The following is an 18,174-nucleotide window of genomic DNA, read 5'->3' as shown; positions in this document are numbered from 1 at the left end:
GACGCTGGGCCCGGAAGTTGTCGGGGGCTGCGCGTGCAGGGGATGGGGGTTGTGCTGGTGGTGATGTCGGGAGCGTGACCGGTGGTCAGCGCCGCAACATCAGTGGTCGGTGCCCAAGGGCCCAGCGCGGCACCGGGTGTACTTTCCTGTGTTCATCGTTGACCTTTCAAGCGGGTGAAGTTTTAGTGAGCGTTGCGACGGCGACCGTAGAGGGCGCCACCCAGGATGATGAGTCCGCCGATGGCGATCATCGGGATCACTCCCATGCCGCCGGTCTTGGGCAGCGTCTGGGTGTCGACCAGTTCGTTATGCACCTGTCCGACGTTGACGGTGAGGGTCGACTTGGTCACCTCGAAGTAGCGGGGCGTCTCGTCCTTGTGGAAGCCCAGGGGCGCCTTCGTCTCGACGAGGCGGTACCAGCCGAGCTGCATGTCCTGGACAGCGAACTTTCCTGCGACGATGTCCTTGTCGGGGCCACTGCACTGCGCCACGTCGGTGGCGATGCAGTCCGTGACCTTCACCGACGGGCCGGTGGCGGTGCCGCCGTTGCCGGTGACCGGGGTGAGCTCCCATTCGGACTCGCCGAGAAGGACCACCTGATCAGGCTTCGTCGGGTTGGGGACACCGACCTTCTCCCACGTCGCGCCACCGACGACCCGCTTGATCACCGGAATACACGCCAGGTTGTCCTGCGTCGGGATCGGCGAGTAGGCCTGGTTCTCCTGGTAGATGGACGTGACGTTCGGGACACCCATGGTGTTGTTCGAGTGGGCCGCGCCACCGGTCGTGGTGCTGACACACTGTCCCAGGCGCGTCTCGTTCTGCTCGAAGACGGTGCCCGCGAAGTTGGGGGCCTTGGTGTTGTTGAGCATGAGCGGGATGCTGATGTTGAACTTCACCGCGCCGGCAGTGCCGGGCTGCAGTCCGGTGATGGACGTGGCCAGCGTGTAGCCGTCGCGAAGCTCGGCCTCGGTGTACGTCTTGCTCGGGTTGAAGCCGACGGCCTGCGCGCCCGTCCCGTTGGCGTCGAAAGTAATGGTGGCGGTGGCGCCGGACTGCCAGAGCAGACCTGCGGGCACGGAGAAGTACTCGTTGACCGGACCGGTGGCGCCGACGGCCGTGCCGTCATTGACCACCGTGATGGTGTAGTTGAGGGTCAGCTTGCCGTCAGCATCCGCCTCGACGACCGCACCGATGTGCGGGTTCACTCCCGGCGGGTTGTTCTGCTCCGCTGGAGCCACCTGGGTCGGGGTCTTGATGACGTGCACCGGCGGCGCGTACGTGTTGTTGATGCGGCAGGTGACGTTGTCGCCGTTGACCAGGGAGATGGAGTTGTCGGTGCCGACGGTCTTGCCGGCGTTACAGGTCCAGGTGCCCGTGGTGTACTGGCCGGCGCCGTCATGGTTGGCGTTCTCGCCGAGGATGTAGCGTCCCGGCGTGACGTTGCTGCTCACTGCGACCTGCCCACTGCTCGGGGAGCTGCCGGAGATACCGGTCGAGCTCGCCGGGTTCACGGCCGTCAGCGTGAAGTAGCGCGAGTCGGTGGCCGAGCCGTTGACGATGTCCTTGATCAGCGTCAGCTTCGCCAGCTGCGGCTGCTGCACCGGGACGCAGGCGTCGTTGTTGTCGGCGCCGTCGGCATCCTTGTCCATGGTGACCACGTTGAAGAATCCGGTACCCGGGGTACCCGCTCCCTGCGTGTTACAGGTGCCGGCGCTCGCCCAGTCGACCGTCCCACTCAGGTTGGCCTTGAGCTTGAGCGTGACCACATGGCTCGCCACCGCGCCGCCTGCCAGGTTGGCGGCCGGAATGGTGAACGTACCCGTCTTGCCCTGCGAGGTGCCGTTGAGAGCCACGTCCTCGATGGTGAAACCGGCGGGGACAGTGACCTTGTCATTGATCACCGGATGGGTGCCCGCGGTGGCGCCGATGTTGGTGACCTGAACCAGGTAACGAACCAGGATGGAGCCGTCCGCCGCGACCGTCACGCGCTGGCCGGTGGTGCCGGCCGGGGAGACGGTGCCGTCAGCGTTGATGACCGACTTCTGCACCTGGAAGCCATCCTTGGGAACAGTGGTGCTCGGATAGTTACAGGTGGCAAGGTCAGCGACGCGGCCGTCGGGCGAGTAGTTGCCGTTGATGTACGTGGTCCATGTGCCACTGGGTCCTGCCAGCGGATCACGCTCGAAGATCTTGCTTCTGAACGGCTCGGTGCCACCTGCGTAGGCGTAGTTCGCCACAATGAGGTTGCCCTTGCTGTTGAATGCCAGGCCGTAGTACTCAGTGGTGGGGCTCGCCGGGCTGGTGGTGTGTGTACCCCAGTTGGCCGGGGTGATGGTGCCGCCAGCGGCCAGCTGGGCAGCAGACGCTCGGTACAGAACTTCACCGTAGGTGCCGCCGAGCAGGTACATGTTGCCGTCACCGTCGAACGCGAGGTCGCGGGCGGAACCAGTTCCAATGCCGCTCATGGTGCCCACTCGAGTCCACTGCGTGGCAAGGGACGTGCCGTTCCAGTTGAGACGGTAAATGCCACCCGAGGTGTCGATGGTCCACAGGTTGCCGTCCTTGTCGAAACCAAGGGCATTGGTCACCCCGGGGAGTGCCATGACGTCAGTGTGGACACCCGTTGCGGTGTCATAGGACATGAGCCGCGGGGCGCGGGTGCTGTAGTAGATCTTGGTGTCCTGTTGCCTGGAGATCGCAATGGCATCGTAATATGCGGAATTAGCAGGACCGATCATGGTATAGGCCTGGCTCGCGGCGCCAGGATTCGGCGTGAAGTAGCCGAGGCGACTGTTCTCATTGCCGGTACCGATGGATCGGTTCTCAGTGAAGTAGATGTTCTGCTCACATCTAGCGGGCGCACTGATGCTTCCGGGTAGACGGATGCCCACCATGGCGAAGTCCTCGACGCTGGTCTGCGGGCGGGCCATCTCAATGGCCATACCGAACATGCGGTTGGTGTCGAAGTCGCCGGCGAATCCACCCGGCAGGCAGTTCAGGTACGTCACGTGCCGCTTGATCGTGATGGTGCTGCCGGCGGGGATCCAGGTGTCACCCGTCCACGAGGTCGGATCCCACTTCCAGTTGAGAGAGTCCGCCCACGTGGCGTTCGTGATCGTCGACTGCGGAAACGTCGGCGGCACCGGGTCGTCCGCACGGTAGGTCATTCCCGCGAGCACCTGGGCGGTGATGTCGGCACCGTTCGGACCGGTGACCTGCAGGCTGTTCCCCGGGCTCGACCACGGGTCGGCGGTGACCTTGCCGCCCGACTTGTCTGCGAACTTGATGTCCATGAGCCACGCACCGGCACCAGCGACTCGGGAGGTGAAGGTGATGGTGCCCGAGCAGCGACCGGCATCCGGGGTGAAGGTCTCAGCAACCGACTGCAGGGTGAGGGTGGGAGCGACGTTGGTCCTGATGTCGGCGGTGGCATAGATGGTGGTGCCCGCCGGAGCGGTTGTCTTGATCTGCGCGCGCTTCTTGAAAGTGATCACCCCGTCGGAGAGGTTCTCGAACGTCACCGTGCAGGACGTGTTGTCGCTGTTACAGGTGATCGATTTCGGCGCCGCAGAGTTGCCGCTGAAATCCGCGGCCGTCACCGGAGAGACGAAAGGGGCATTCGGGTCAGCCGAGACGATGATGGTGGTGGTCGTCGTCGTGCCCTGTTCCTTCATCTTCGCAATGGTGAAGGTACCGGTGTACTCGATGGTCTTCCCCGGGGCAGGGTCCCCGCCGCCGACGACCGTGTGAGTCATGGTGACCTTGTTGCTCGGAGAGTCTCCTGCGGCGGGCGGGAAGGTCGCCGGAACATAAGCGAGAGTTGGGGATGCCACGATAACGACAATGAGGAGACTGAGGGCTACGCCTAGAAGAGCGCGCAGCGGCCACGAGACTCGCTCAAGACTGACATTCATTGACAACCACCTGTGAAGAAAGTTTTCGGCAGTCATCACATTCACAGCTTGTCAGGTGGGCGGAACTCCCGCGCGCGACCAGGCCTAATATGGCCAACCCAAACGCTACGTTCAGCACCACCGAACTCCACATGAGCACGATGACCGTTTCTCGCCAGGAGAATACCGCCGCTATCCATCGTGGTCAAAGGTTCTTTTAAGGTGACAAAGGTGTGCTCTTCACAGGAATCATATTGTTCCATGTTTGGCCATACATAAGACAAGGCTGAAGGCGTTTCTCTAGCAGCCCCTCAGATTTCAGCCATCAGAGCCTCGCCTGACCTGTGAGCGAAGTCACGATTCTGGGCCCCGTATTTCCTATCCCCCCCGATAGGAAATCTCTAGTTGAGCGACGCCCCCGGCACCGCCCCGGCCGTCCGCAGCGTCCACGCGTACTCGAAGGCAGTCTGACGCCAGCGGGCGTAGCGCCCCGAGACGCCGCCGTGCCCGGCTGACATCTCCGTCTTGAGCAGGAACTCCCCTCCCGTGGCCGTGGCCCGCAGCTTGGCGATCCACTTGGCGGGCTCGACGTAGAGCACCCGGGTGTCATTGAGCGAGGTGATGGCCAGGATATCCGGGTACTGCTGGGCGGCGACGTTCTCGTAGGGGGCGTAGGAGGCCATGTAGTCGTAGACCTCGGCATCCGCGTAGGGGTTGCCCCACTCGTCCCACTCGGTCACCGTGAGCGGAAGCTCCGGCTTGAGCATGGAGGTCAGCGGATCGACGAAGGGGACCACCGCCTGGATGCCTGCGAAGCGGTCGGGGGCCATGTTGGCGATGGCGCCCATGAGCATGCCTCCTGCCGAACCGCCTTCCGCCACGAGGTGCTCCGGGGAGGTGAGCCCCTGCGCGATGAGCGCATCCGCCACCGCGATGTAGTCGGTGAAGGTGTTCTTCTTGCTCAGCTGCTTGCCGTTGTCGTACCAGGCGCGGCCCATCTCGCCCCCGCCGCGCACGTGCGCAACGGCGAAAATCATCCCGCGGTCGAGCAACGAAAGGCGGGCGACGGAGAATCCGGGGTCGATGCTCGACTCATAGGATCCGTAGGCGTAGAGCAAAGTCGGCTGCGGGCGGGTGTTGTCCAGGTCGGCGCGGTGGACAACCGAGACGGGGATCTCCGCACCGTCTTCCGCCGTGACCCACAGGCGGTAGGCGGTGTAGTCCTCGGCGTTGTAGCCGCCGCGCACCTCCTGCTCCTTGAGCAGGGTGAACTCGCCCGTGGCCACGCGGTAGTCGAAAAGCTGCGCCGGGGTAGTGAAGGAGCCGTAGGAAATACGGATGACCGGGGCGTCCCACTCAGGGTTGCCCAGGGAACCGGCGGTGTAGAGCTCCTCCTCGAACTCGAGCTCCCGGAAGGTGCCGTAGCCCTGCTCGGGCAGGATCATGAGGGAGAGTCGGCCGATGGCGCCGCGTCGATAGCCGGCGACGATGAAGTCCCGGAAGGTGTCCACTCCTTCGATACGCCAGTCCGGCCGGTGCGGGATGAGGACGTTGAGGTCGCGCAGGTGGGGCAGCTCATCGATCCCGCACTCGCCGACCTCGAAGTTCGGTCCGGAGGCGTTGTGGGTGACCAGCCACCGGCTTTCCCCGCCGATGATCGCGTGATCGACGCCGTACTCGACGCCCGGCTCGCGGGGCCACAGCACCCGGAACTCCCCCTCCGGGTTGTCCAGTTCGAGCACCCGGGTCTCCGAGGTGATCTTCGAGGCGGCCTCGATGACCAGCCACTGCTCACATCGCGTGGTGCCTACGCCGGTGAAGAACTGCTCGTCCTCCTCCCGGAAGACGCACACATCCTCCGCCGGGTCCGTGCCGATGCGGTGGCGCCACACGGAATCCGGGCGCCAGGCGGCATCAACCCGCTGGTAGAAGAGGTACTCCTCCCCCGCCCACGTCGCGCCGTAGTAGATGTCCTCGAGGACATCGGGCAGCAGCTCGCCGGTCTCCAGGTCCTTGATGCGCAGGGTGAAGCGTTCGTCGCCGGTGGTGTCGACGGAGTAGGCCAGGAAGCGGCCCGATGTGGTCACGGCAGACGCGCCGAGAGAGAAGAACTCGTGTCCCTGTGCCAGTTCGTTGAGGTCGAGAAGGATCTGCTCCCCCTCGGGCCGCCCGTCCTCCGGGATGACGGGCGCCACCCAGGGGTCCTGCCCCTCGGCGACGGGGATGCGGCAGCTCAGGCCATAGTCCTTGCCCTCGATGGTGCGACCGTAGTACCACCAGTTACCGGCGCGCTGCGGGATGGACATGTCCGTCTCCTTGATGCGCGACTTGATCTCGGTGTAGACCGTCTCGGTGAGTTCCTCCAGGTCAGCGGTCTGCTGCTTGGTGTACTCGTTCTCTGCCTCGAGGTAAGTGAGGGTCTCCGGGGACTCCTTGTCCCGCATCCACTCGTAGTCGTCGGTGAAGATCCGTCTGTGGAACTCCCGGGTGACGGGGTGGCGCGGGGCGATCGGTGGCATGAGAGTCATGCGCACCGATCTTAGTGGTGGGTTGGTGGGCGCCGACCTTCAGCCGCACGCGCGCCCGTGGGGGTGAGCGAATCGTCACAGCTGGCAGGCGTTTGGGTGGGCCATTATGGCGTTGACGTGCGAGGACGTCAACGCACCTGGGACACATCCTGAGACGACTGAGAGTTTGCTATGTCTTTTCAGGAGTTACTGAGCTAATCTCTATGCTCATGAAGCTCGTTAAGCGTGTCTCCGCGATCTGTGCTGCCACCGCGCTGTGCACCATTGCGTTCGCCGGTCCCGGTATCGCCCAGCAGGACGCCACCGGTGACGTCACCAGCGACATGGTGCTGGACATCCTTGATTCCCTCCCGGAGACTCCGGCCGAGGTGCCCGCCCCTGTGACCGACACCCCCGCCGAGGCCACCGATCTGCCGGGCGCGACCGAGCTCACCGAGGCAGAGCTGCTCGAGCAGGCTCTCCTGGCAACCCCCACCACCACGCCCGCACCGGGGCAACCGGTTGAGTTCCTCGCCCAGGCGGAAGCTATTCACGCCGAGCTGGAACGGATCCTCCCCTCTTCCGAGGTTCTGTGGGATCACGAGCTCATGGCGGAGTTGGATCTGGAAGGCACCGCCCCGGATATTCTCCGCCCCCTTGACAAGACCGCATGCCTGACGGAATTCAAGCGGTCCGGCGACCTCGATCCCGGTGTCAACGACGGTCCCTACGGTGTGTTGATGTGCACTCCGCTCGAGGGTGCGGAGAAACAGCTGGAGTGGCTGCGCTCACAGCGCCCCGACACGTCGGCCACCGCGCCCACGTACATCGATATCTTCGAACGCGACGGCGTTATCTACACCCACCTGGCTGGAATGTAGAACAGCGGAAACGGGGCTCCGAGCACACGCTCGGAGCCCCCTTTTCGCATGTCAGGTACTTAAACGCACTCCCCGACCCAGGTGCAGAACTTCGCACCGGACAGGCGCTCGTAGGCTTCGATGTAGCGCTCGCGGGTGGCCTCGACGACGGAGCCCGGCAGGACCGGCGGCGGGGTGTCGTCGGACTGGTTCCACCCGGACTTCGGGGAGGTCAGCCAGTTGCGCACGTACTGCTTGTCGAAGCTCGGCTGCACCTTCCCCTCCTCGTAGGAGTCGGCGGGCCAGTAGCGGGAGGAGTCGGGGGTGAGGACTTCGTCGGCAAGCACGAGCGTGCCGTCCTCGTCGAGGCCGAACTCGAACTTCGTGTCCGCCAGGATGAGCCCCTTGGCCTCCGCCAGGGCGGCGGCCTCCGAGTAGATCCGCAGGGTGGCGTCGCGCAGCTCGTTCGCCCGCTTCTCACCCAGCTTCTCGACGACCGCCTCAAAGCTCACGTTCTCATCATGGTCACCGAGCTCAGCCTTGGTGGCCGGGGTGAAGATCGGCTCCGGCAGGCGCGAGGCCTCCACGAGGCCGTCCGGCAGAGTGATCCCGCAGACGGTGCCGTCGGCCTGGTACTCCTTGAGACCGGAGCCGGTGAGGTAGCCGCGGGCCACACACTCGAAGGGCAGCATCTTCAGCTTCTTCACGATGAGCGCCCGACCCAGCACCTCCTCCGGGATCCGCGGATCGTCGATCGGGCCGGCGAGGTGGTTCGGGAAGTCGATCTCGTTGAAGAAGAACACGCTCATCGCGGTGAGCACACGACCCTTGTCCGGGATCTCGGGATCCAGGATGTGGTCGTAGGCCGAGATGCGGTCGGAGACGACCATGAGGAGGGTGGTGTCATCAACCTCGTAGATCTCACGGACCTTACCGGCGGAGATGTGGTTGTAGTCGGACAGCTCAGGACGCATGACAGGGGAGTCTATTACAGAATCTCGCCGGGCTTGTACTGGGCGGCCGCCGGATGGGCGTCGACAAGCAGCTGGACCCGGCGGAGCACGTGGTTGACCTGCGATTCCGCGGCGCCGATGAAGGCGTGGCGGTCGGCGAGGGCGGCGTCGAGATCCGCCTGCGACATCGGCAGGCGCTCATCCGCGGCGAGACGCTCGATGAGGTCCTGCTCAGCGCCGTGCTCCCGCATGTTGAGGGCCACGGCCACGGCGTTCTCCTTGATGACCTCGTGCGCCGTCTCCCGGCCCACGCCCGCACGCACCGCCGCCATGAGGATGCGGGTGGTGGCCAGGAAGGGCAGGTAGCGCTCGAGCTCGCGATTGATCATCGCGGGGAAGGCGCCGAACTCGTCGAGGACGGTGAGGAAGGTCTCGAACATGCCGTCAATGGCGAAGAACGCATCCGGCAGCGCCACACGACGGATGACGGAACAGAACACGTCACCCTCGTTCCACTGCTGGCCGGCGAGATCCGCCACCATGGTGAGGTAACCGCGGAGGATGACCTGCAGGCCACCCACGCGCTCGCAGGAACGGGCGTTCATCTTGTGGGGCATGGCCGAGGAACCGACCTGCCCCTCCTTGAAGCCCTCCGTGACGGTCTCGGTGCCGGCCATGAGGCGGATGGTGTGCGAGAGGCTCGAGGGGCCGGAACCCAGCTGCACGAGCGCGGAGACGGCGTCGAAATCAAGGGAACGCGGGTAGACCTGACCCACGGAATCGAAGATGCGCGCGAAGCCGAGGTGGTCCGCGATGGCGGTCTCCAGGGCGGAGAGCTTGTTCTCGTCTCCGCCCATGAGGTCGAGCATGTCCTGCGCGGTGCCCATCGGGCCCTTGATCCCGCGCAGCGGGTAGCGGCTGAGCAGGTTCTCGGTGCGCTCGATGGCCACGAGCATCTCATCGGCCGCCGAGGCGAAACGCTTGCCCAGGGTGGTGGCCTGCGCCGCCACGTTGTGGGAACGCCCAGCCATGACCAGCGACTTGTACTGCGCCGCGCGATCGGCGATACGGGCCACCACGGCGACGGACTTATCGCGGATGAATTCCAGGGAGCGGAAAATCTGCAGCTGCTCCACGTTCTCCGTGAGATCGCGGCTGGTCATGCCCTTGTGAATGTGCTCGTGCCCGGCGAGCGCGTTGAACTCCTCGATGCGGGCCTTGACGTCATGCCGGGTGACCCGCTCGCGGTCGGCTATCGACGCCAGGTCGACCTGGTCGATCACCGCCTCATAGGCGTCAATCGCCGCCGCCGGAATGTCCACCCCGAGATCCTGCTGCGCCTTCATCACGGCGATCCACAGCTGGCGCTCCAGGATGATCTTGTACTCCGGGCTCCACAGCTCGCTCAGCTCGGCGGAGGCATAGCGGTTGGACAGGACATTTGCGATCTTCTTCTTATCAGCCACGCCCCCGATTATCGCATGAGCTCACGCGGGGGTGGTCGGTGGGCGCGGGGGCGACCGGGCGCGCTCAGGCATATCACTCGATGGGTAGAGCGAGAACCACCCTCCCTACTGTGGGGCGCCACCCGCTCCACTCATGCCGTGCTGTAGCTGGGGTGATATGCCTCCGGGGCTATCGAGCTCAAGCAGCCCGCTGCTCCCAGGCCCGGAGGGCCGCCCGCACCTTCCCGAGGAACACCGGTTCCCCGTCCCGCTGAGTGACCAGATCCGGGTACCCGGCATGGAGCATGGTGTACCCCTCGTTCTGGATCTTCCGTTCCCGCTCGCGGTCGCTCTTCATCTGGTCGATGGCACGGGTGCCCGTGGTGACGTCGTCGTACTTGATGTCACCGTGCAGCTCGATCGCGATGCCGCCGTTGAGCACCTGGTCTATCCGGAACTTCCCGCCCAGCACCGGCACCTGCACCTCCAGCGACCGCAACTCAGGCAGGTCCGCCGTGATGATCTGCGCCCTGGCCCATGACTCCAGTGGGCTCTCCGACCGGTCATCCGCCAGCTCCAGCACGCGCCGGAGCTTCCGGATCCCCGGGACCGGGCCCAGGGCCGCCAGGCGGCCCGCCACGAACTCGCGGGACACATCCGGCATCGACAAGGCCGCATCGCACGCGACGATGGCATCCGTCATTCCCTGGTGGCGGGCCAGATCCAGGAGGGTGCGGTGGATGGTCGTCACGCGCAGCCCGTTGACCACGGTCATCTGCTCCGCAGGCAGGTACCCCGACCAGTACCGGACACCCGCCGCCCACTGCTTCCGCGGCGGACGAAGGTTCTTCCCCGGCAGGTTCAGTTCCACGACCTCGTCCCGCCCGGGTACCGGGAGGCCGTGGACGCGGGCTGCCGATCTCCCGACCAGGACCGCCTTGTCAGCGCTCATGCCGACCGCCTGGATCCGCACCTCGTCACGTTGCCACCCGGGGAGCTCCGCCCATGTGGACCGGGGAATCACCACCTCCGGGCACAGATGCCGGTAGTATCCGCCAGCCAGATGTCTCCAGAACTCCCGGTCACTGAGCGGCACACGGGGAATGACGATGAGCCCGGCCTGACTCTGCCAGTCCCGCATCGGGGAGATGAACTTACGCAGCAATTCGCTCATGACTGCAGTATCAGCGACCATCCCCTCCCACGACGGCCCACGGACGCGGATTGTGGATAACTCGGCTCATGCCGCCAAAAGTTATCCACAGGCCGGGCCGCTCTCGCGTGAGGCATAGCAGCCCAGGCACATCACCCGATGGGTGGGCCGAGATCCGCGCGTGCGGAGGCACAGATCCACTCGCTCCACTCCTACCCTGATATCCCTGGGGCGATATGCCTCAGCGTGGGCGGGCGTGGGCGGGCGGGAGCGGGCGGGGCGACCCGCCCTCAGCGCCGCACGTACTCCGCCAGCCGGCGGCACGCCTCGCGGGTCTCCTCCTCCGGGGCGCACAGGGTCAGGCGCACCCAGTGGTGGCCGTCGATGGGGTCGAAATCGACGCCCGGCGCGAAGGCGACGCCGATCTCCTCGATGAGCTCGTGGCACCAGGCCTCGGAATCATCGGTGACGTGGGCGACGTTGAGCCACAGGTAGAGGCCGCCGTCGGGATCCGCCATGGTGGGGAACCCCGCCTTGGGCAGTTCGTCGAGAAGCACGGCCCGGGCCGCGGCGTAGCGGGCGACATGGGCGTCGAGCTCCGCGCGCGATTCCGGCGAGAACGCTGCGCGGCCACCGACCTGGGAGACGGCCGGGGCGCACAGCGCGAGCGAGGCCTGCAGATTCTCCAGCGGCACGACCAGTTCATCGGGCACGATGAGCCAGCCGATGCGCCACCCGGTCATGGAGAAGTACTTCGACAGGGTGCCCACCACGATGGCGCGGTCGGAGAACTGCCGCGCGGTGGCCAGCGGGCGGCCGAAGCTCATGCCGTGGTAGTCCTCGTCGGAAATGAGCACGGCATCGTTGGCGTCGCACCAGGCGGCGATGCGCGCCAGCTCCTCCGGGTCGATGATCGTGCCGGAGGGGTTGCCCGGCGAGGTGACGATGACTGCCTTCGGCCGGTCGTCGGCAGGCAGCGCCTCGAGCATGGCAGCCGTCGGCTGGAAGCGGGTCGACTCGTCACACACGAGGTTGACCACGCGGGCCCCGAGCGATTCCAGGATGTTGCGGTACGCCGGGTAACCCGGGCACGACAGGGCGACGGTGTCACCGTGGTCGAGGACCGCCAGGAAGGAGGCCACGAAGCCCCCGGAGGAACCGGTGGTGATGATGACGTTGTCGGCGGACGTGTCCACCCCGTAGGTCTCGGAGTGCCACGCGGCGATGGTCTCGCGCAGGTCGCGGTCGCCGATGACCTCGGTGTAGCCGAGCGCCGAGGAGTGGAGCGACTTCTCGACGGCATCGAGAACCGGCTCCGGTGCGCCCGTGGTCGGCTGGCCGGCGCACAGCATGATGGTGTGCTTGCCCTCGCGGGCCCGGCGGTGGACGATGTCGAGCATCTGCATGACGCGGAAGGGCTGGACCTCCCCGCGGCGGCTGATCATGGCACTCACAGGGTGATCCTTCCCTCCACGGCCGGCAGGGCGATGTCCTTCCGGTAGAAGGAACCGTCGAGGGAGATCTCGGCGATGGTGGCGTAGGCGTCGTCGCGCGCCGCCTCGAGGGTCGGGCCGACGCCGACGATGTTGAGCACGCGGCCGCCGGCGGAGACGAGCTCGCCGGCGTCGTTGCGTGCGGTACCGGCGTGCAGCACCTTCGTCGGATCCGCGACGACGTCACCGGAGATGACGCCACCGGTGACCGGGGACGCGGGGTAGTTCTCGGCCGCGAGCACGACGGTCAGCGCGTAGGCGTCCTTCCACTGCAGGGGCGGGTGGGAGGCGAGGGTGCCGGACGCGACGGCGTCGAGAAGCCCCGCGAGCGGGGTGTCGAGCAGCGCCAGGATCGGCTGCGTCTCCGGGTCCCCGAAGCGCGCGTTGAACTCGACGACCCACGGGCCGTCCGCATCCCACGCGATGCCCGCATACAGCAGGCCCGAGTACGGGGTGCCGCGGCGGACCATCTCCTTCGCGACGGGCACGCACACCTCATCGACGATCCGCTGGACGCCCTCCGCCGGCAGCCACGGCAGCGGGGTGTAGGCGCCCATGCCGCCGGTGTTGGGGCCTTCGTCGTTGTCGTAGGCGCGCTTGTGGTCCTGCGCGGGGATGAGCGGGACGACCGTTTCGCCGTCGACCAGGCAGAAGAGGGAGACCTCGGGGCCGTTGAGGAAGGACTCGAGCAGCACCGGGTTACCCAGCTCATGGACGGCGCGGACGTGCTCGCGGGCAGCCTCCCGATCGGGGGTGACCACGACGCCCTTGCCGCCGGCCAGGCCGTCGTCCTTGACCACCCAGGTCGGGCCGAAACGGTCGAGGGCGGCATCGATGTCCGCCTCGGAAGCACCGGGGGCGAGCTGCTCGGCGCGGGCGGTCTTCACCCCGGCATCCGCCATGACGTCCTTGGCGAACTGCTTTGAGCCCTCGATCTGGGCCGCGTCCTGGTTCGGTCCGAAAACGCGGAAGCCGGCGGCGCGCAGAGCATCGGCGACGCCCGCGACCAGCGGAATCTCCGGGCCGATGACAACGAGCTCGGCGTCGATGTCCCGGGCCAGGGCGACCATGGCGGCCGGATCGTCGGCCTTGCCGACGTCCGCGTGGACGGTGGCCAGGCCCGCCATCCCGGCGTTGCCCGGGGTGACGTGGAGGTCGGTGGTGGCGGGGTCGGCGGCGAGGCCGCGGAGGAGGGCGTGTTCGCGGCCGCCCGAACCGATCACGAGGATGCGCATGGCCATTCATTCTAGGAGACTGCCCGGGCAGCCGGGGATCCCGGTGTGAGGATGCGCGTTTCTGGCGAATTGAGGCGGGCAATTCGCCAGAAACGAGCATTCCGTTCCGCAAGGTAATCTGGGCGCCATGAGTAGCGTGTTCACCAGGATCATCAACGGCGAGCTTCCGGGCCGCTTCGTCTACCGCGACGATCTGGTCGTCGCCTTCCTCACCATCGAGCCGCTGCGCTACGGCCACGTGCTCATCGTCCCGGTGGAGGAGACCGACCGCTGGACCGACCTCTCCCCCACCGTCTGGGGGCAGCTCAACGAGGTCGCGCAGAACGTCGGGCGCGCCGTCCGCGAGGCCTTCGACGCCTCCCGCGCGGGCTACATCATCGCCGGTTTCGACGTCCCCCACATCCACATCCACGTCTTCCCCACCGACCGGATGTCGGAGTACGACTTCTCCCGGGCGATGGCCATGGACGAGACCGATCCGGCGCTCATGGACGAGGCAGCGGACCGGCTCCGCGCGATCCTCGACACCGACGAGAACGGACACCCGCGGTAGCCCCATGACCCACATCGCGGACATCGACGGCACCGAGTACGCGTTCCCCTGGCCAGCGGACAAGACTTTGCTGGCCGCCATGCTCGCCGAGGCGATCCCCGCCTGGTACTCGTGCACCGACGGGGACTGCGGCACGTGCCAGTGCACGCTCACGGGCGGCCCCTCCCACATGCTCCAGAACCACGTGCTGTCGACGTACGAGGTGGAGCAGGAGGAGCAGACCCTGGCGTGTCAGACCATCCGCGACGGCGAGGGCCCGTACCGGGTGTCCTACGAATAGCCGCCGGGAAGTTCACGCCGCAACCACCCGTCCAGGGGGGCGATCCGGGCGGGTTTCGGAGTGAGTTTCCCTGCTTTGCCCGGAGGTCTGCTCTCCCCCGCCTAGAGTGACAGGCATGAACCTCACCCCCCGCCTGCACGACAATCCCGAGATCCCCGAGGGCGAAGCCCGCGAGACGATCCTGCCCGCCTACTTCGGCAAGTTCGGCGGCCAGTTCGTCCCGCCGATGCTCTACCCAGTCCTCGACGAATTGGAGCGCGCCTACGCCGCAGCCCTGGAGGACCCGGAGTTCATCGCCGACCTGGACAAGCTCTACCGCTCCTACCTGGGGCGCCCCACCCCGGTCACCGAGTGCGTCAACCTGCCGCGGGAGGGCAAGGGCAAGGGGCATGCGCGGATCTTCCTCAAGCGGGAGGACCTGGTGCACGGCGGCGCGCACAAGGGCAACCAGGTGATGGCGCAGGCACTGCTGGCGCAGAAGCTGGGCAAGACGCGGCTCATCGCGGAGACCGGGGCCGGGCAGCACGGCACCGCCACCGCGATGGCCGCCGCCCGCTTCGGCATGGAGTGCACCATCTACATGGGCGCCCGTGACATCGCGCGCCAGCAGGCCAACGTCTACCGCATGCGCCTCATGGGGGCGGAGGTCGTCGCCGTCGATGAGGATGGCGGCAACGGCCTGCAGAACGCCGTCGACGTCGCGCTGCTCGACTGGGTCGAGTCCTACGAAAACACCCACTACCTGCTGGGCACCGCTGCCGGCCCGCACCCCTTCCCGAGCCTGGTCAAGGAGTACCACCGGGTGATCTCGAAGGAGTCGCGCGAGCAGATGCTGGCCGAGGTCGGACGGCTTCCCGACGCCGTCATCGCCGCCGTCGGCGGTGGCTCCAACGCCATCGGCGCGTTCGCCGAGTACTACGAGGACACCGACGTCGAGCTCATCGGCGTCGAGCCCGCGGGCGAGGGCCTGGACACCGGGCGTCACGGGGCCCCGCTCAACCGCGGCCGGGTGGGCATCCTCCACGGCTCCCGCTCCTACGTCATGCTGGGCGAGGGCGACGAGGACGTGCTCAACTCCCACTCCATCTCCGCCGGGCTGGATTACCCGGGCATCGGCCCGGAGCACGCCTGGCTCATGGAGACCGGGCGCGCCACCTACGTGGGCGCCACCGACGCCGAGGCCCTGCAGGCCTTCCGCCTGCTCGCCCGCTACGAGGGCATCATCCCCGCGCTCGAGTCCTCCCACGCCCTCGCCCATGCCCTCCACCTGGCGGAGCAGGACGAGGCCGCGGGCCGCACCGACCGCGTGTACCTGGTGAATCTCTCCGGCCGCGGCGACAAGGACGTCAACTACGTGCGACGGATGCTGCGCGATGCGGCGGATCTGGATCCGGGCGAGCACGGCGTCGAGAAGCTGGATGTCGCCGGAGCCATCGCGGCGCTGGAGGCGGAGGCCGACTAGGTGGCGGCGCCCCGGTCAGCTGCGTTCGCGACTCACCGGGGCAATACAACGAGCGCGCCCCTGATTCCCTGACACCGCACCTCCTGGCGTCGCGCGTTTCCCCAGGTGGGAAATGGTGTGATGTCAGGGAATCAGGCGGCAGCCTCGGGGCCACCACGCAGGCTAGCTCTCGGACTCCTCCAGGCGCGGCAGCCGGACGGTGAACACCGAGCCGACGCCCTCCTCGGAGGTGACGGTGATGGTGCCGCCGTGCTTCTCCACGAGTGACTTCGTGATCGCCAGGCCCAGCCCCGAGCCGCCGGAGGCGCGGGAGCGGGAGGCGTCGGCGCGATAGAAGCGCTCGAAGACCTTGGCGGCAACCTCTGGGGACATGCCGCGGCCGTTGTCGGCGACCTCGACGACGACGTCCGGGCCGTCGAGACGCAGGCCCACGCTGATGGTGGAGTCGGGGCCGCCGTGGGTGAGACCGTTGGAGATGAGGTTGAGCAGCACCTGGTGCAGCCGCGAGGCGTCGCCTTCGACGACGGGGACGGAGGAGGTCTCGTTCTTCACGCACACCGCGCGGCCGGGGAAGGCGGCACGGGCCGAGGAGGCGACGGACAGGGCGAGTTCCAGCAGGTCGACGCTGGCCAGCTCGAGGCGGGAGCCCTCGGCACGGGTGAGTGCCAGGAGGTCCTCGACGAGGAGGGACATGCGGCGGGATTCGTCGTCGATGCGCGTGAGCACCATCTCGACGTCATCGGTGGCACCCGAACGGTAGAGCTCGGTGTAGCCGCGGACGGAGGTGAGCGGGGTGCGCAGCTCGTGGGAGGCGTCGCCGACGAAGCGGCGCATCTGCTCCTCGTTGCTCTGCGCGGATTCCACCGCGGACTGCAGGCGGCCGATCATCGTGTTGAGGGCCTGCGCCAGCTGCCCCACCTCGGTGGTGCGCGGCCAGGCGGGAACACGCCGGTCGAGGTCGCCGGCGGCGATGGCGCCGGCGGTGCGCTCGACGTCGCGGAGCGGGGCCATCGCCTGGCGCACGACGTAGTAACTGAGCAGCGCCAGCACGCCGAGGACCAGCAGGGAGATGATGAGCTGGACCATCGCCAGGCCGTAGAGCAGGGTGCGCTCGCGGGCGAGGTCCTTGGCCACGACAGTCGTCACGCCGTCCTCCCGGTGCGCGATGACCCGCCAGTGGGTGTTGAACTCCGCGTCGGGGGCGGAATCGACGGTCTGGGGTGGGCCGCCGACGGCGACCGTCGATAAGCGGGGCAGTTCGCCCGGATCGTTGAACACGATCGAGGAACCGTCCTCGAAGAGCTTGATCACCACATAATCCGAGGGCGGGCGCGTGGTGTTGTCCGAGTTGAAGATCTCCGAACTGCGCGCCCAGCCGCCGAGGGAATTGACCAGGTCCTCATCGACGCGCGAGTACATCACCTCGCGCATGATCGAGGACACCGCCACCGAACTCGCCGCCAGCCCCAACCCGGAGAGCAGCACGATGATGACCACCAGCCACGTGCGCAACGGCCACGCCCGCTCCGGGACCTGCGGCTCCGGCGGCGGGTAGAGGGCGTCGCGCGGCTCCGGGGTAGGCTGCGGCGACTCGGGGTAGGCGGGGTAACTCACTGCCGGGGCGTACGCAGGACGTAGCCGACACCGCGCACCGTGTGGATGAGCGGCACATCCCCGGTGTCGATCTTGCGGCGCAGGTAGGAGATGTAGGACTCCACGACGTTGCCGTCCCCGCCGAAGTCGTAATGCCACACGTTGTCGAGGATCTTCGACTTGCTCAGCACCACCTCCGCGTTGAGCATGAGGTAGCGCAGGAGGTTGAACTCGGTCGGCGAGAGCTCGACGATCCGGCCCGCCTTGGTCACCTCGTGGGTCTCGTCATTGAGGGTGAGGTCGGCGTAGGTGATCGCCGCATCCGAGGGATCCTGCTCCTTGAACTGCCCGCGCCGCAGAATCACCCGCAGGCGCGTGATCACCTCCTCGAGAGAGAAGGGCTTGGTCACGTAATCATCCGCGCCGATGGTGAGGCCGTGGATGCGGTTCTCCACCGCGTCCTTCGCCGTGAGGTAGAGCACCGGGCCGTCCAGCCCCTCGCTCCGCAGCTTGGCCAGCAGTTCGAAACCGTCCATGCCCGGCATCATCACGTCGAGAATGTAGGCGTCCGGGTTGAACTCGCGCGCGATCCGCAGCGCCTCGACTCCGGAGGCCGCGGTGCGTACGTCGAATCCCTGGAACTTCAGGCTGACGTTGAGCAGCTCGACGATATTGGGCTCGTCATCGACGACGAGCACCTTGACCGGGTTCTGGGTGGGGTCTGTCATGACGCCCATTGTCCCC

At 66.8% G+C, this 18,174-nt stretch carries 13 protein-coding genes; 4 read left to right on the top strand and 9 right to left on the bottom strand.

The window, feature by feature from the left end:
- Positions 1 to 182: 182 nt before the first annotated feature.
- Both ACFPUZ_RS12955 and ACFPUZ_RS12950 read right to left on the bottom strand, forming a co-directional pair.
- Positions 183 to 3,836, bottom strand: a complete 3,654-nt coding sequence (locus ACFPUZ_RS12955; RefSeq protein ID WP_377002353.1) for a SpaA isopeptide-forming pilin-related protein — start codon at positions 3,834 to 3,836, stop codon at positions 183 to 185.
- A gap of 461 nt (positions 3,837 to 4,297) precedes the next feature.
- Positions 4,298 to 6,424, bottom strand: coding sequence for a S9 family peptidase (locus ACFPUZ_RS12950; RefSeq protein WP_377002352.1), 2,127 nt, complete (start codon positions 6,422 to 6,424; stop codon positions 4,298 to 4,300).
- Between the two features lie 209 nt (positions 6,425 to 6,633).
- On the opposite strand from ACFPUZ_RS12950, the gene ACFPUZ_RS12945 reads away from it, so the two are divergent.
- Positions 6,634 to 7,284 (top strand): hypothetical protein, encoded by a 651-nt coding sequence (locus tag ACFPUZ_RS12945; protein ID WP_377002351.1) that lies wholly within the window; start codon positions 6,634 to 6,636, stop codon positions 7,282 to 7,284.
- Positions 7,285 to 7,343: 59 nt separating this feature from the next.
- Here ACFPUZ_RS12945 and ACFPUZ_RS12940 read toward each other — a convergent pair whose 3' ends face one another.
- From ACFPUZ_RS12940 to purD, 5 genes are all read right to left on the bottom strand, one after another.
- Positions 7,344 to 8,237: a phosphoribosylaminoimidazolesuccinocarboxamide synthase gene (locus tag ACFPUZ_RS12940; RefSeq protein WP_377002350.1), complete on the bottom strand. Its 894-nt coding sequence runs from the start codon at positions 8,235 to 8,237 to the stop codon at positions 7,344 to 7,346.
- Between the two features lie 14 nt (positions 8,238 to 8,251).
- A complete protein-coding gene (gene purB / locus ACFPUZ_RS12935; protein WP_377002405.1) occupies positions 8,252 to 9,691 on the bottom strand; it encodes an adenylosuccinate lyase in 1,440 nt (479 codons plus the stop codon).
- A 169-nt stretch (positions 9,692 to 9,860) separates the two neighbouring features.
- Entirely contained in the window at positions 9,861 to 10,835 is a 975-nt protein-coding gene (locus ACFPUZ_RS12930; RefSeq protein WP_377002349.1) for a hypothetical protein, read from the bottom strand.
- A 269-nt stretch (positions 10,836 to 11,104) separates the two neighbouring features.
- On the bottom strand, positions 11,105 to 12,220 hold the full coding sequence (locus ACFPUZ_RS12925) for a pyridoxal phosphate-dependent aminotransferase (RefSeq protein ID WP_377002404.1): 1,116 nt from the start codon (positions 12,218 to 12,220) through the stop codon (positions 11,105 to 11,107).
- A gap of 44 nt (positions 12,221 to 12,264) precedes the next feature.
- Positions 12,265 to 13,542 (bottom strand): phosphoribosylamine--glycine ligase, encoded by a 1,278-nt coding sequence (gene purD / locus ACFPUZ_RS12920; RefSeq protein WP_377002348.1) that lies wholly within the window; start codon positions 13,540 to 13,542, stop codon positions 12,265 to 12,267.
- A gap of 127 nt (positions 13,543 to 13,669) precedes the next feature.
- On the opposite strand from purD, the gene ACFPUZ_RS12915 reads away from it, so the two are divergent.
- From ACFPUZ_RS12915 to trpB, 3 genes are all read left to right on the top strand, one after another.
- Positions 13,670 to 14,095: an HIT family protein gene (locus tag ACFPUZ_RS12915; protein WP_377002347.1), complete on the top strand. Its 426-nt coding sequence runs from the start codon at positions 13,670 to 13,672 to the stop codon at positions 14,093 to 14,095.
- 4 nt (positions 14,096 to 14,099) lie between these two features.
- Positions 14,100 to 14,375 carry a 2Fe-2S iron-sulfur cluster-binding protein gene (locus ACFPUZ_RS12910; protein ID WP_377002346.1) on the top strand — a complete coding sequence of 92 codons (276 nt, stop codon included), beginning with the start codon at positions 14,100 to 14,102 and terminating at the stop codon, positions 14,373 to 14,375.
- Positions 14,376 to 14,490: 115 nt separating this feature from the next.
- Positions 14,491 to 15,837, top strand: a complete 1,347-nt coding sequence (gene trpB, locus ACFPUZ_RS12905) for a tryptophan synthase subunit beta (RefSeq protein WP_377002345.1) — start codon at positions 14,491 to 14,493, stop codon at positions 15,835 to 15,837.
- A 162-nt stretch (positions 15,838 to 15,999) separates the two neighbouring features.
- On the opposite strand, the gene ACFPUZ_RS12900 is transcribed toward trpB, so the two are convergent.
- Positions 16,000 to 17,334, bottom strand: a complete 1,335-nt coding sequence (locus ACFPUZ_RS12900; RefSeq protein WP_417291730.1) for a sensor histidine kinase — start codon at positions 17,332 to 17,334, stop codon at positions 16,000 to 16,002.
- Between the two features lie 113 nt (positions 17,335 to 17,447).
- Positions 17,448 to 18,167 carry a response regulator transcription factor gene (locus tag ACFPUZ_RS12895; protein WP_377002342.1) on the bottom strand — a complete coding sequence of 240 codons (720 nt, stop codon included), beginning with the start codon at positions 18,165 to 18,167 and terminating at the stop codon, positions 17,448 to 17,450.
- Positions 18,168 to 18,174: the final 7 nt, after the last annotated feature.

This window comes from Corynebacterium nasicanis (assembly GCF_042658165.1).
Lineage (GTDB): Bacteria > Actinomycetota > Actinomycetes > Mycobacteriales > Mycobacteriaceae > Corynebacterium > Corynebacterium nasicanis.
This window is presented reverse-complemented; position numbering and strand designations above follow the sequence as displayed.

Excerpts from the sequence above, each read along its gene's own strand:
- ACFPUZ_RS12915 (WP_377002347.1), top strand. The coding sequence starts at position 13,670 with ATGAGTAGCGTGTTCACCAGGATCATCAACGGCGAGCTTCCGGGCCGC.
- ACFPUZ_RS12925 (WP_377002404.1), bottom strand. The coding sequence starts at position 12,220 with ATGCAGATGCTCGACATCGTCCACCGCCGGGCCCGCGAGGGCAAGCAC.
- ACFPUZ_RS12895 (WP_377002342.1), bottom strand. The coding sequence starts at position 18,167 with ATGGGCGTCATGACAGACCCCACCCAGAACCCGGTCAAGGTGCTCGTC.
- ACFPUZ_RS12940 (WP_377002350.1), bottom strand. The coding sequence starts at position 8,237 with ATGCGTCCTGAGCTGTCCGACTACAACCACATCTCCGCCGGTAAGGTC.
- ACFPUZ_RS12910 (WP_377002346.1), top strand. The coding sequence starts at position 14,100 with ATGACCCACATCGCGGACATCGACGGCACCGAGTACGCGTTCCCCTGG.
- purD (WP_377002348.1), bottom strand. The coding sequence starts at position 13,542 with ATGCGCATCCTCGTGATCGGTTCGGGCGGCCGCGAACACGCCCTCCTC.
- ACFPUZ_RS12950 (WP_377002352.1), bottom strand. The coding sequence starts at position 6,424 with ATGACTCTCATGCCACCGATCGCCCCGCGCCACCCCGTCACCCGGGAG.
- ACFPUZ_RS12945 (WP_377002351.1), top strand. The coding sequence starts at position 6,634 with ATGAAGCTCGTTAAGCGTGTCTCCGCGATCTGTGCTGCCACCGCGCTG.
- trpB (WP_377002345.1), top strand. The coding sequence starts at position 14,491 with ATGAACCTCACCCCCCGCCTGCACGACAATCCCGAGATCCCCGAGGGC.
- ACFPUZ_RS12930 (WP_377002349.1), bottom strand. The coding sequence starts at position 10,835 with ATGAGCGAATTGCTGCGTAAGTTCATCTCCCCGATGCGGGACTGGCAG.